Raw genomic sequence first — 14,642 nt, forward strand, 5'->3', positions numbered from 1 at the left:
TGGCAGCATTGCGGCACCAGCATTGGCTGGGGATTACACTGGGACAGCGACCGATGTGAACGGCAACCCTGCGACTGATACAGCGACAGCGGTAGCGCTAGATACCATTGATGCTATTAATGATAATGTAACGTTTGATCCAGGTACGTTTGTAAGTACTATTTGGGACGCACCAATAATAGCTCAAGATATTAATGTTCTTGATACCTCTATTATTGGTGATACTTCAATGAATGTTGAGTTTTCTGTCCCTAGAAATAGCGCAGATATTGGTACAGGTCATGAAGGTGATGTTGTTATTCAAGTAAGCCAAGACAATTTGATAGCAGTTGCTTCCGGGTTTAGTGTATTAGTCGAATATTTTGATGGGGCTAATTGGGTACAATACACCACGGCTACAACTACAAATGGAGGTTTAATTGCTGATGCGCTTGGTTTAGGGGTTTTAGGTATTGTAGATGATGGCAAAACAATAGCTGTGCATCTAACAGGTGTACCAGAAGGTCAATATCGTGTTGTAGTGCAGAACGATAGTAGTGCTATTGGTGATTTATTAGATGATTTAACATTAGCACAACTAGGTGACCAAGGTATTTTATTAGGAGCTGACAATCAGGATGCTGTATTAGATGCGGTAGAAACTGCCTTAAATGGTCAAGTATTAAATTTAGGAACTCTAGTAAGAAATGTTTTAGAACCACTGTTAAATATTGCTAATGCTGCTGGTGAAACATTAGCTGTGACTGATATTGTCGCAGCAATTGTGAAAATACCATTAGTTGGTAGTCTTTTAGGTGGTGTTGATACTGTTTTAGATTATATTGCAGACGCATTGGTTGATAATTTACTTAGTGTACTTGAGTTTACCAATGTAACCATCAATGGTTCAGAAACTTATTACACTACACCACAAGTATCAGGTAATGTTTTTGATGACAATGGATCTGGAGCAGATGATCGTGGTAATAGTGATGCAGCACTTGTGACCAAAGTAGATGGAGTTGATGTCCCTACTGATGGTACAGATGCCGTGATTAAAGGTTTGTATGGTACCTTGTATATTAATAAAGATGGTGTTTATCGTTATGTGCTGAATGGTAGTGTAGATTCTAATGGTCAGGTAGATGATTTTACTTACACTTTATCAGACGGTACTCAATCAGATACAGCCGTTTTAACTATAAGTGTGGCAGATGTTATTGCACCAAAAGCACCAATTGTTTCTTCATTGGATGAAACCACCGTTACTGGTGTTGCTGGAGCTGCGGAAGCTAATAGTGTTATTAATGTCTATGGTGGTACAGACAGTGATGGCGATGGTATTCCGGATACATTACTTGGTACAACTACAGCTAATCCTGATGGTAGTTATACAGTCACGTTGAACCCTGCAATCGCTTTAGGGGACACAGTGGTTGTTACTTCAAAAGATGCGGCTGGCAATATTTCTACACCAACAATTGCAAGTCTGCATAATATTGTCGCGCTTGATGATCCTAACCAAACTAACTATGAGTTATCTACTACAGCAGATCGTCCAAATATTAGTGGTGGTATTTTTACTTTAGCTAATGCTGGTGTTCTTGGAGATTTAATTGATTTAGATCTGAGTGCTACATCCGCTCCTGGTGTGACTGTCGGTACAAATGAACAAATCACTTTAACATTAACGGCAAGTGGGTCTACTGGTTTAGATATAAGTGCAGTTGGGAATTTAATTGATGCTATTTTAGGTGGAAATATTGGTGGTAGTCTTGATTTGATTATTGCTAAACAAACATCAACAGGTAGCTATGAAGTTTATAATACTATTGCTAATGCATATACGTTAAACAATAATGTTTTAACTTTTACCGCGTCTGGTTCGCAATCCATATCTTTGGATGATGCTGGTGTCTATAAATTTATTCTTGCTCCAAATTCCTCAACCTCGAGTGCTTTAAGTAACTTATTATCTCTGAACTTATTAGGTAATTTAATATTATCGTCTAACGATGTAGTAGCAACCATTAACAATACAGATCTTATTACTGGTAATGTTTTATCTAATGATACTGCTGCACCGATAGGTTTAGATTTGTCAATTGTTTCCATTAAAGAAACTACAGCAGGTGTAGATGAAACTGTAGTGTCTGGTACTCCTAAAGTCATTGAAGGGATGTATGGTACTTTAACTATAGATTCAACTGGTGCATATAGTTATCAAATGACGGCTAATGCAACTGCCTTAGGTAAGGTTGAAGCATTTACTTATACCGTACAAGATAATGATGGTCATTCAAAACAGGCAACTATTTATATTCGTTTGGACTCTAATTTAGTTACATTAGATTGGACGGGTAAAACAGGACTAGAAGAAGCTAATAAGTTAGTAACGCAACTGACCGCTGATAATAAGGCTTCCGCAGGTACAGTTACTACTTTATTCGATCAGGTATTAAATGGTTCTGGTGATTCTTCAAATAGTATTCAGGTAACTGGAAGTAACGGTGTATTACCTACTTCACCTCCTGAGACAGGTAGTACGGCAATACCAGATGATTCTGGGCGTTTTACCCTAGGTGCAGGGCAAACAGCATATATTTCTTTCACATCAATATTACCATCAAATGTGACTCAAGACTTTGGCTTCTTAGGAGGAGGAAACCAAACCAGTGCTTATAATGTGGTTATTGAATTAGAGAGAGATGGAGGAACACTAGCATTCGATACTCAATTGGCCACTTGGACATCAACCACCAGTGGTACGAAGTATTATTATAAAGTGACTAATACAGGAAATTCGTCGGCTAACTATGATCTAAATATTGGTTATGGTGATGGTTCAATAGCGTATAACTGGACGAATACTACTGGTAAGACATTTGGTATTAATAATATTCAATTAGATATTAAAGATACAACATATACAGCATCTTCTGTATCAGGTGACCTAATTTCTAATGATATATTATATTCAAGTGTCTTTAAAATTGGTGTTGCGGCTGGATCGACTACGCCTAGCAATTATTTGGATGCAAATTCAACACCAATAGTAGGAGCGTATGGAACTTTAACTGTTAATTTAGATGGAACCTATAGTTATCAAGCTAATGGTAAAATTGCTGACCTTGGTAAAGATGATGTCTTTACATATAAAATTGAGACATTGGATGGTACTGTAAACACACAAACTTTAACAATTAAAGTAGATGCTGATAATGTTCTGATTGGTACGCCAGATGCTGGTACAACAGGGAACGATATCGCTGTTAGTCAATCCGCAAATGAAGTCTTCACATTAGGTGATGGCGCTGATTTGTTAATTTACAATGTACTTAACGGTTCAAGCCCAACAGGTGGGAATGGAACTGATCAGTGGTTAGATTTTAATATGTCTGAAGGCGATAAAATCGATGTTTCATCTTTATTATCAGGCGCTACCACAGATAATATTAATAATTATCTTAGTGTGAGTATTAGTGGGAATCAGGTTACTTTATTGGTTGACCGAGATGGTAGTAGTGGGGGTATTTCAACTCCTACCGCACTGTTAACTTTAACTAATGAAGACCACGCAACAAATCCTATTACTAGTTTAGTAGATTTGTTAAATAATAATTCAATTATCTATTAATAGATAATTGACTTCATCAGAAAAAGAGAACCCTAGGGTTCTCTTTTTTTATTTTTAAACAATACGTTAACCTAGCTTTGAAAGAGTTCATGCTATGATGCATTGAGAATTTTATAGAACAACAAATAACGGATAGGGACTTAATTCGAGTGGCGGTATTTTTAGACTTCAAAAGACAGCTCAAGCTTTGGTTAGAACATATTGTTCACCATGTTTCAGACCTTCAAGAAGAAACTATTTTATTTATATCATTTGGCCCTAAAGATCACAGATGTAGCGTATGGCATAGTGAAAAAACAGTGCTTACACAAGCAACTCTACAATTATTTGATTTTATTGATGATCAGTTTTCGCCAGATCAACTTCCAGACTACATAAAAATTGATGTTGCGTATAATTTAGAAAAGCAAAGTTGGAACCAAATAGAGCAGCAGGTTCATCACCAATTTCACAATAATCATTACCGCAGAGGTATTGGATTTGATGATTCCTGTTCGGTAGCTTTTCTGGAGCAAGAAATATATGGAAAAGCCATTATTCGGGGCTTAAGTTATGACAAGCCGAACTTTTTTGATGAAACAAATCTGAACTATGTAATTAAACAAAAATATAGTGCAACAAAGCCGGAAATTAAACTTCAGTCACTACAAGAAGTGTGGACTTTCGATACCTATGCAACTTTTTATGAAAATGGACAATTTATTAATTTAGCGAGTCGCTACGATGCAAATGGTATTAGAGCCATTGCTAGTAATAAAAAACAGCACTTTAGAGACCTCATTGAAAAAAATGCAGCGTTTTTACATAGCCAGATTCAAGAAAATGGCAAATTCATTTATGGATATTTTCCTGCTTATGATCGTGATATACGGAACTATAATACGGTACGTCACTGTACTTCGCTTTACGCGCTTTTAGAGACTTTTGAAGTACAAGATAAACCTGAATACTGGCCTAAAATTGTTGCAGCAATTCAATACGCACTTACTACTTTCTATAAAGAAAAAGACCCAATAACTGCTTTTATGATTGATGGTAAAGAAGGGGAGCTAGAAATTAAATTAGGTGCAAATGCCGCAGCTATTTTAATGTTAACGAAATATCAAGAAATCACAGGAAAAGATGATTATTTAAAATATGCAGAGAAACTTGCTTATGGTATTTTAGAATTAGTAGATCCGGATGGATTAACTACTCATGTATTAAATTATCCAAATTATGATTTAAAAGAAAAGTTCAGAATCATTTATTATGATGGAGAAGCAGCATTAGCTTTATTAAGGTTATATCAAATTAATCAGGATAAAAGATTATTAGACACAGTTAAGTTAATGTTTGAAAATTTTATTCATAAAAGATATGAAAAATATCATGATCACTGGTTAAGTTATTGTACCAATGAGCTTACAAAAATATGTCCTGAAGAAAAATATTTTATTTTTGGTTTAAATAATTATTTAAAACATTTTATTTTTATTCGAAATAGAAAAACAACATATGCCACTTTATTAGAAATGCTAATGGCAGCCTATAAAATGGTAAATCGATTAAAAGAGCAAGGCCATAATGCACTTTTTGAACAAGCATATATGTCTGAGTTAAAAAAACTCATTATTTTTCGAGCCGAATTTCAAACCACAGGTTTTTTCTATCCGGAAATAGCCATGTATATGGCTCGACCAGATAAAATATTGCATGCTTTTTATGTACGGCATGACCGCTTTAGAGTAAGAATTGATGATCAGGAACACAACCTTTCTGGTTATATTGCCTACGTAAAAGATTTCGAAGGAGGTGAGATATGACTTACCCTCTATTTGAACTTAAGCTGCTAGCTGCTCTTGATCATGCTCAATTTGAAGAGGAAATTTGGGCATTTGAAATTGATGGAGACATTTCTACATTATTACTGATTGATTATGCATTAGAACAATTTCATCAAAAAAAAGTTCAAGCTGATGAAGTCTATCGGGTTCCTGAACAAAAAATTAAGAAAATTGGTAAACAAAATTTAGGTCTAAAAAAAAATGAGTCATATACATTTGCCGAGCTCTTACAATTCTTAATTTTTACTCAGACAAATGATGTTAAAGATGCCTTAAGCAATATGCTGTTTGGCTCTATTGAGCAAACACAATTGATCTTGTCTAAAAGAGCAGAAGATTACCAGTTAGCTTTAAGAGCACCTAATCAATTAAAAAATCTATTTTTATTGGTAAAACACATTTATAGCTATCCAGCCGAGCTGAAAAAACTTTTCTTTATTAGAACACTTTCTTTTAAAAATAAAGTATATCAACCGATTACACCTTTGCTTGCTCATCCGGTACTCACTTCGGTTTTATATATCTCACATACCTTTAGACAGATTTATATCACTTATTCCGAACATAACCGGAGCATCGGTTTTTTCTCTTTTCTGGATGATATTCACCGTCTGGAGCATTTGGTTCCTTACTACCATTATTTTCAAGAAGGGCATGTCGAGGCAAAAAAATATTCTTCTCAAACAGGCATTATCAATATTCTTGGAGATACCTATTTTGGTGAAATGTATACCGAAAAGCGTAAGTCTAGAGGGCAAACAGATGCCTTACAGCAATATGGATATCATTATTCATTTGAAAAAATACAGCCCTTTTTAGGTAAAAATGACATCAACATCGCTAACTTTGAAGCAGTATTTTCTTTAGAAAATCAATCGCCGTTAAAAGATAAAAAGCCATTTGTTTTAAAAGCAGATGCTAAAAAAACATTAGAAGAATTTAAGAGCATTCATCTAAATTATTTGGTCTTAGCAAATAACCATTTGAAAGATTACGGTGAGCAAGGATTAGCCTATACATTACATCAGTTGGATCAGGCGAGTATTTCTTATATTGGCGCTGGACTGAACCAAAAAGATGCTCACAATTACTTTGAAATCACTTTTGAGACTAAGCACTATGCGATTTTTAATGGTTATTGGCATAGAGACACGGCCTATCTGGATTATGACTTTTATGCGTTAGGATCAAGAAGTGGAGTAGCTTGCTTAAATGGCGTTTTACTTGAACAAATAATGCGTTATAAGCAGGCTCATCCAGAACGCAAAATTATTGTTATTTGTCATTGGGGTGTCGACTTTAAGCCTATTACAAAAGACCAAACTAAACTCGCGACTATTCTTACCCAAGCAGGAGCGGATCTGATCGTTGGTCATGGTGCTCATACTATTCAGCCAATTCAGATCATCAATCAAAAGCCTATTGTTTTTAATATAGGCAATGCAGTGTTTAATAGTGACGGTGAATATGAACAGCAAAATGCTTTGCCATTTGGCTGTATAGCTAGACTTGATTTGGTAAAAGATATCATTCGCCTTTACCCCATTTACACCAATAATTTACAAACATTTTGGCAGCCTTATCCTGTAGATGCTGAAGACTTCTCAAAGGCCAGTATTTATATGACATCTTTACTGACCCCTGAGAATTACATGGCATCCCAAGATCAATTAGGGAGATATCTTGAAGTTAAATTTTAAGGATATTGGTTGTAAGTCGATAAAATGGTTTGCAGTTGTACTGGAGTAAACCCTAAATTTCTTAAGCCACCACTACCTAATTTACATTCGGCACTTGTCATAATATTGGTTGGAGTACGTTTTGTAGCCTTCGGTGCACAAACATGTTTTAGACCAAATACATGCCCCATCTCATGCACACTACCAGCCTGAATATTATAATTTAGACGGTTCCAATCTAATAAAATAAAAGGTTTGCCATTATTACGAAATGCTCTACTTGTAACATCTTTAAATTTCCATTTTGTTGAGTAGGCATCATAAATAAAAACAATGACTTCTTTACTTGCAGTACGCTTAGGAAAACATGTATTTACACTGGCAGGAATAGTTTCAGTAGAAATGGGATAAGGCTGGTTAATTTGTTGTTTTAAATCACAATGTAACTTTGAGAACTCTTTGTAAGGGATATAACGGTTTAATTTGAAATTAAATATTTTCTTTCCTTGGTCATCTAAATAATATTTATTAAGGATGCTGATTTCTTTACGCATCTGCGTAAAGTTATCAAATTGTGCAGCAGAAGGATTGTTTGTTGTAAAAACGAAAGTTACAGGGACTACAGGTCTATTATTACCAGGCTCCTCTAATAAGTCTGGCTTTTGCAGAGGGGGACGAGTAGTACAAGAAACACACAGTAAAGTTCCACTGATCAACAGCAATATTTTTTTCATGCGATTTTCCCTTGAGCTCATCTTAGAGTAGGTTTAATTTTATTCAAAAATTTTTATATGATATGAATAATGTCAACGTTTATGGATTCCATTTTGACAACTCAGTATGAACTACATCGACAAATTTTAGAAGTCATCGCTTTGATTCCATATGGAAAAGTTGCAACTTATGGCCAAGTTGCTCGTATGGCAGGTTTACCTAAACATGCCAGATTAGTTGGGTATGTGCTTAAGCATCTTGAGGCAGATCATCAGGTCCCTTGGTATCGTGTTATTAATTCGCAAGGTAAAATTAGCCTAAGTAAGTTTAATGAAAAGGGCGAAAATATTCAGCAGTTAAAGCTTGAAGCAGAGGGAATCTATTTATTAAATGGCAAAGTAAACTTAAAGGAATTTGCTTGGCAGCCTTAAAAGTATTTTAATAATTGCCTGCCTTGCTCCATAAGCTAGACAGGCTTTTTAGTTTTAACGAACTATTAAAACCGGGATATGACTTTCACCTAAGACCTTTTGCGCAACACTTCCTAATACAAGTTTTCGTACACCCGTGCGGCCATGAGAACCCATCACAATCAGATCAGCATTAAGCTCTTGTGCAGCTTGAATAATTTCTTCGTGAACAACAAAACCTTCAAGTAATTTGGTTTCTACACTAAGACCTTCTTGCAAAAATTGTTGCTTGGCTTGCTCTAAAATATCTAGCAAATATGTTCTAGTACGCTCAATCAATTCATTGGTTTGCCCCGTCTTAACGTAAAGGTCAGCAATAATCGGGTCAAGTGCCATAACTTGTACAACCGTAATTTTACTGTTTAATGCTTTCCCAATTTTGATTGCTTCTTTCATAGCAACCATAGAAGTTTCAGAACCGTCAATTGGTACAAGAATATGTTGATATAACATGAGTTTATTCCTTATTGTAATGATGGTTATTTATTCAATACTTTATACTTCTTTTCTTACGATTGAAATTCGAGCACGTAATCATTTGTGTTTTTAAGCAAGAAATTCTTGCAAATATATTTTATTCGCTCTGTAATTTTTTAAGATGTGCTGTTAATGCATCTATATCATCCGTTTGTAAATATTCCCGCATTTTTAAAACTTGTTTTTCATCTAAATCATAAATTTTTAAAGCAAGTAGTTTTTCTATTTGCTCTTGAGGAAAACGGTATTTAATAATTTTTGCAGGTACGCCACCAACAATTGCATAGGGGGGGACATCTTTAGTGATCACAGCTCCAGTTGCAACAACAGCACCTTCACCGATTTTTACACCTTGCATAATCATTGCACGGCTTCCAATCCAGCAGCCATCTGCAATTATAGTGTCACCAGCGGCTAAAAAACTTCGGGTATCAAAGGGGAATGTCGATATCCAGTCTGGCCGATGAAGTTGGTTACCACCCATCATAATCACGCATTCAGCGCCAAAACAAACAAAATTACCAATATAGAGCTGATCAATTGGCTTGTCTGGAGTAGAAGGCTTGTCATGTAGATATCGCACTACACAACGTTCAAAACCTTGATCCCAATATGCCGAGTAGTAAGAGTAATTCCCTTTAATATGGATATTTGGATTTTTCACAGTTTTGGAAATAAACTCAAATTCACACCAATGGCGGACTGGTGTGTTAATTAGAGGAGTATCCATAATTTATTATCCAAACAAAAATGAGCCAAACCATATTAAATAAAAACCCCTCATGAAGAGGGGTTCAAGTGTATTACCTTAGAGGTATTCTACACTTACAACTTCGTATTCCACTTCGCCTTGAGGAGTGGTAATTTTTACTTCATCACCTTCATTTTTACCCAAAAGGCCACGTGCAATTGGCGAATTTACTGAAATTTTATTGATTTTAAAATCAGCTTCATCATCACCAACAATCTTATAAGTCTTGCGTTCTTCAGTATCAAGGTTTTCAATCGTTACCGTAACACCGAATACAACACGACCGTTTTGTTCTAAGTCTTTAACATCGATGACTTGTGCAGCACCCAATTTTCCTTCGATATCTTGGATACGGCCTTCACAGAAACCTTGCTGTTCACGAGCAGCATGATATTCTGCATTTTCTTTTAAGTCCCCATGTTCACGTGCTTCAGCAATCGCTTGAGTAATACGTGGACGTTCAACAGTTTTCAGATGTTGTAATTCTTTCTCTAAGGCGATTTTACCTTCAGGGGTCATTGGATAACGTTGCATTTCGGTCCCTCTTAAGTTGAGAAAACACAGTTAAAAAAATGAAAAAATCCCGCCACCGATAAGGTGGCGGGACTTATCGGAAAAAAATTAACCTACAGTTAAATCTTGCAAGCGGTATACATCCATTGGCAATTTCACAGCAAAGGCTTGGCAAACCGCTTCTGCACCATTGATAGTCGTTGTGTAATACACTTTGCCTTGTAGGGCAGCACGACGAATCATTGCAGAGTCATATTGAGCTTGTTTGCCTTCAGTAGTATTGACAATAAGGTGTATTTCACCATTTTTCAAGCGGTCAACAATATGTGGACGGCCTTCAGTTACTTTATTTACAGATTCACATTCTAAACCTGCTTCTTTAAGTACCTGATATGTTCCACCTGTTGCTACAAGTTTGAAGCCATATTCAACTAATTTCTTAGCAATATCAGCGATGTATTTCTTGTCTGATTCACGAACAGATAAGAACGCATGCTTTACTTCACCTTCAGTTGGCAAGCCTGGTAAGCGGTCATTTGAGCCTAAAACAGCCTTATAGAATGCTTCACCAAAGGTTTGACCAACACCCATTACTTCACCTGTAGATTTCATCTCAGGACCAAGCATTGGGTCTACGCCAGGGAATTTTGCAAATGGGAATACTGCTTCTTTTACTGCGAAACGATTTGGAATAATTTCTTTAGTAAAACCTTGAGACTCAAGTGATTGACCCGCCATACAACGAGCAGCTACTTTTGCTAAAGATTCACCAATACATTTCGATACGAATGGAACAGTACGTGATGCACGTGGGTTTACTTCAAGAACGTAAATATCGTTGCCTTTCACTGCGAACTGAACGTTCATTAAACCAACTACACCAAGTTCTTTTGCCATCGCAATTGTTTGACGACGCATCTCATCCTGAATCTCTTTAGAAAGAGAGTAAGGAGGGATAGAACATGCAGAGTCACCTGAGTGAATACCTGCTTGTTCGATGTGTTGCATAATACCGCCAATCACGACATCTTTACCGTCAGATACGCAGTCAACATCAACTTCAGTTGCATCATCAAGGAAGTGGTCAAGAAGAACAGGTGCTTCATTAGAAGCCTGTACTGCTTCACGAAGATAACGTTTAAGTTCATCTTCGTTATAGACGATTTCCATTGCACGGCCACCTAATACATAAGATGGGCGAACAACTAATGGATAGCCAACTTTCGCAGCTTCAGAGATACCTTCTTCAGCAGATTTTACAATGCTGTTGTTTGGTTGACGAAGCTGTAAACGTTGAATCATTTGTTGGAAACGTTCACGGTCTTCTGCACGGTCAATTGCATCTGGAGATGTACCGATAATTGGAGTACCAGCTTCTTCTAAAGCACGTGCCAATTTCAGTGGAGTCTGACCACCGTATTGTACGATTACGCCTTTAGGCTTCTCTGTACGTACGATTTCAAGAACGTCTTCAAGTGTTACAGGTTCGAAGTATAGACGATCAGATGTGTCATAGTCGGTAGAAACAGTTTCAGGGTTACAGTTCACCATGATTGTTTCATAACCGTCTTCACGCATTGCTAAAGCAGCGTGTACACAGCAGTAGTCAAATTCGATACCTTGACCAATACGGTTTGGACCACCACCAATAACCATGATCTTGTCACGATTTGATGGGTTAGCTTCACACTCTTCATCGTAAGTCGAGTACATATATGCTGTACCAGATTCAAACTCGGCAGCACATGTATCAACACGTTTGTAAACAGGGTAAACACCCAAGTTCCAACGTTGCTTACGGAATTGCTTTTGAGAAATACCCATAAGGTTCGCAATACGAAGGTCAGATAAACCTTTACGTTTGAACGAACGGATATTTTCAGCAGTGAGATCACCAAAACCTAAAGTTTTTACTTGAGCTTCTGTGTTGACAATATCTTGAATTTGGATCAAGAACCAACGGTCAATTTTAGTTGCTTCAAATACATCATCTAAAGAGAAGCCATGGCGGAATGCATCTGCTACGTACCAAATACGTTCAGGTCCCGGAACTTTAAGCTCTTTTAGAATAGTTTCTTTTACATTTGTTGCACCAGCTTCGATTTTCTCATCGAAACCGCTTACGCCAACTTCAAGACCACGTAATGCTTTTTGTACAGATTCCTGGAAGTTACGACCAATAGCCATGACTTCACCAACAGATTTCATCTGAGTGGTTAATACAGGTTCTGCTTGTGGGAATTTCTCGAAGTTAAAACGAGGAATCTTTGTTACAACGTAGTCAATTGATGGTTCAAAGCTTGCAGGAGTTACGCCACCAGTGATGTCATTTTTCAATTCATCAAGGGTGTAACCAACAGCAAGTTTGGCTGCGATTTTTGCAATTGGGAAACCAGTTGCTTTAGACGCAAGCGCAGAAGAACGAGATACACGTGGGTTCATCTCGATCACAACCATACGGCCGTCTTTCGGGTTAATACCGAACTGAACGTTAGAACCACCTGTCTCAACACCAATTTCACGAAGAACTGCAACTGAAGCATTACGCATCAATTGATATTCTTTGTCAGTTAAGGTTTGAGCCGGTGCTACAGTGATTGAGTCACCTGTGTGAACGCCCATTGGGTCGAAGTTTTCGATCGCACATACGATAATACAGTTGTCGTTTTTGTCACGAACAACTTCCATTTCGTATTCTTTCCAGCCAATTAAAGATTCATCGATCAATAATTGGTGAGTAGGAGAGAGATCGAAACCACGTTCACAAATCTCAAGGAATTCTTCGCGGTTATATGCAATACCACCGCCTGAACCACCCATAGTGAATGATGGACGGATAATTACAGGGAAACCAAAGCGAGATTGAATTTCCAATGCTTCTTCCATTGTTTCAGCAATGGCAGCTTTTGGACATTCCAAGCCGATTTTGCGCATTGCTTCATCAAACAATTTACGGTCTTCAGCTTTTTCAATTGCTTCTTTTGTTGCACCAATAAGTTCTACGCCGTATTTTTCTAATACACCATTTTCATCAAGTGCAAGTGCGCAGTTAAGTGCAGTTTGTCCACCCATAGTAGGGAGTACTGCATCTGGGCGCTCTTTTTCAATGATTTGAGCAACAGTTTGCCAAGTAATTGGCTCAATATAAGTTGCATCAGCCATTGAAGGGTCAGTCATAATGGTTGCTGGGTTAGAGTTAACCAAAATAACACGGTAGCCTTCTTCACGAAGTGCTTTACATGCTTGAGCACCAGAATAGTCAAACTCACAAGCTTGACCAATGACAATTGGACCAGCACCAATAATTAAGATGCTTTTAATATCCGTACGTTTAGGCATTATTCGCTCCTTAATTACTGTTTAGATGCTTCAATAAGTTCGATGAAATGATCGAACAAAGGTGCACAATCATGTGGACCTGGGCTTGCTTCAGGGTGACCTTGGAAGCTGAAAGCTGGTTTGTCTGTACGATGAATCCCTTGTAGAGTGCCATCGAACAATGATTTATGCGTTGCTTTTAAGTTAGCCGGTAATGTTTCTGCATCTACAGCAAAACCATGGTTTTGAGATGTAATCATCACTGTACCATCTTCAAGATTTTGTACAGGGTGGTTCGCACCGTGGTGACCATGATTCATTTTTACAGTTTTTGCACCAGAAGCGAGTGCCAAGATTTGGTGTCCTAAACAGATACCAAATACAGGTAATGTTGTGGTTTCAACAATAGTTTTTACAGCTTCGATAGCGTAATCACAAGCAGCTGGGTCGCCAGGGCCGTTTGAAAGGAATACGCCATCCGGATTAAGTGCTAATACTTTTTCAGCCGGAGTTTCAGCAGGGACAACAGTAAGTTTACAACCGCGGTCTGCAAGCATACGCAAGATGTTGGTTTTGACACCATAATCGTATGCAACCACATGGTATTTTAACTCAGGTTGAGTAAAGCCTTTACCTAATACCCATGAACCTTCAGACCATTCAAAACCTGTCGGATCACAGCACTCTTTTGCGAGGTCTAAACCATTTAAACCACCAAAAGCGCGAGCTTTAGCAATTGCTTCTTCTTCAGTAATATTTTCGCCGGCAAGGATGCAACCATTTTGTGCACCTTTATCACGTAAAATACGAGTAAGTTTACGTGTGTCAATATCAGCAATTGCGACAACATTGTGCGCTTGCAAATATTCACTTAATGATTGCTCAGAACGGAAGTTGCTGTGTAATAGTGGAAGGTCACGAATAATTAAACCATTCGCCCATACTTTATGGATACGACCAGATTCAACGTCTTCTTCGTTGCAACCAGTGTTACCAATATGAGGGTAAGTTAATGTCACAATTTGTTGTGCATAACTTGGGTCAGTCAAAATTTCTTGATAGCCTGTCATGGCTGTGTTAAAAACGACTTCTCCAGTCGTACTTCCCGTTGCGCCGATTGACGTTCCTTTAAAGATCGTTCCATCTGCGAGGGCTAAAATGGCGGGGGTGCTCAAACCAAAGCTCCTGAATTTCGGCTGTAAAAAAGCGAGTAGACCTAAAAAAGATAGGCGATGTTCTAAAAAAACATGCCCCTCCTCACTGGTCTGCTCGCTTGTA

10 protein-coding genes are annotated in these 14,642 nt (G+C 37.5%); 4 read left to right on the forward strand and 6 right to left on the reverse strand.

Annotated features, from left to right (window positions below; all coding sequences use genetic code 11):
- Positions 1–55 precede the first annotated feature (55 nt).
- The 3 genes from MKL36_RS00265 (at position 56) to MKL36_RS00275 (ending at position 7,142) form a co-directional block, all read left to right on the forward strand.
- Positions 56–3,616, forward strand: coding sequence for a beta strand repeat-containing protein (locus MKL36_RS00265; RefSeq protein WP_249409280.1), 3,561 nt, complete (start codon positions 56–58; stop codon positions 3,614–3,616).
- A 149-nt stretch (positions 3,617–3,765) separates the two neighbouring features.
- On the forward strand, positions 3,766–5,421 hold the full coding sequence (locus MKL36_RS00270; protein ID WP_021510660.1) for a poly alpha-glucosyltransferase: 1,656 nt from the start codon (positions 3,766–3,768) through the stop codon (positions 5,419–5,421).
- Positions 5,418–7,142 carry a CapA family protein gene (locus tag MKL36_RS00275; RefSeq protein WP_021510659.1) on the forward strand — a complete coding sequence of 575 codons (1,725 nt, stop codon included), beginning with the start codon at positions 5,418–5,420 and terminating at the stop codon, positions 7,140–7,142. The genes MKL36_RS00270 and MKL36_RS00275 overlap by 4 nt, the downstream gene beginning before the upstream one ends.
- On the opposite strand, the gene MKL36_RS00280 is transcribed toward MKL36_RS00275, so the two are convergent.
- The gene (locus MKL36_RS00280) at positions 7,139–7,855 is read right to left on the reverse strand and encodes a hypothetical protein (protein ID WP_000722330.1); all 717 of its coding nucleotides are present in this window, start codon (positions 7,853–7,855) and stop codon (positions 7,139–7,141) included. The genes MKL36_RS00275 and MKL36_RS00280 overlap by 4 nt on opposite strands.
- Positions 7,856–7,936: 81 nt before the next feature.
- On the opposite strand from MKL36_RS00280, the gene MKL36_RS00285 reads away from it, so the two are divergent.
- Positions 7,937–8,266: an MGMT family protein gene (locus tag MKL36_RS00285; protein WP_005131011.1), complete on the forward strand. Its 330-nt coding sequence runs from the start codon at positions 7,937–7,939 to the stop codon at positions 8,264–8,266.
- A gap of 54 nt (positions 8,267–8,320) precedes the next feature.
- Here the strand turns inward: MKL36_RS00285 and MKL36_RS00290 are convergent, their stop codons facing one another.
- The 5 genes from MKL36_RS00290 to carA all read right to left on the reverse strand — a co-directional run bounded on the left by MKL36_RS00290 (position 8,321) and on the right by carA (position 14,539).
- Positions 8,321–8,758, reverse strand: coding sequence for a universal stress protein (locus tag MKL36_RS00290; RefSeq protein ID WP_000966781.1), 438 nt, complete (start codon positions 8,756–8,758; stop codon positions 8,321–8,323).
- A gap of 121 nt (positions 8,759–8,879) precedes the next feature.
- Entirely contained in the window at positions 8,880–9,512 is a 633-nt protein-coding gene (locus tag MKL36_RS00295) for a CatB-related O-acetyltransferase (RefSeq protein ID WP_021510658.1), read from the reverse strand.
- Between the two features lie 78 nt (positions 9,513–9,590).
- Entirely contained in the window at positions 9,591–10,067 is a 477-nt protein-coding gene (greA, locus tag MKL36_RS00300; RefSeq protein WP_001190204.1) for a transcription elongation factor GreA, read from the reverse strand.
- A gap of 87 nt (positions 10,068–10,154) precedes the next feature.
- A complete protein-coding gene (carB, locus tag MKL36_RS00305; protein ID WP_001126293.1) occupies positions 10,155–13,385 on the reverse strand; it encodes a carbamoyl-phosphate synthase large subunit in 3,231 nt (1,076 codons plus the stop codon).
- A 14-nt stretch (positions 13,386–13,399) separates the two neighbouring features.
- Positions 13,400–14,539, reverse strand: a complete 1,140-nt coding sequence (carA, locus tag MKL36_RS00310) for a glutamine-hydrolyzing carbamoyl-phosphate synthase small subunit (protein ID WP_000106446.1) — start codon at positions 14,537–14,539, stop codon at positions 13,400–13,402.
- Positions 14,540–14,642: the final 103 nt, after the last annotated feature.

The organism is Acinetobacter sp. AOR12_HL, assembly GCF_027855275.1.
In the GTDB taxonomy this organism is placed as follows: domain Bacteria; phylum Pseudomonadota; class Gammaproteobacteria; order Pseudomonadales; family Moraxellaceae; genus Acinetobacter; species Acinetobacter baumannii.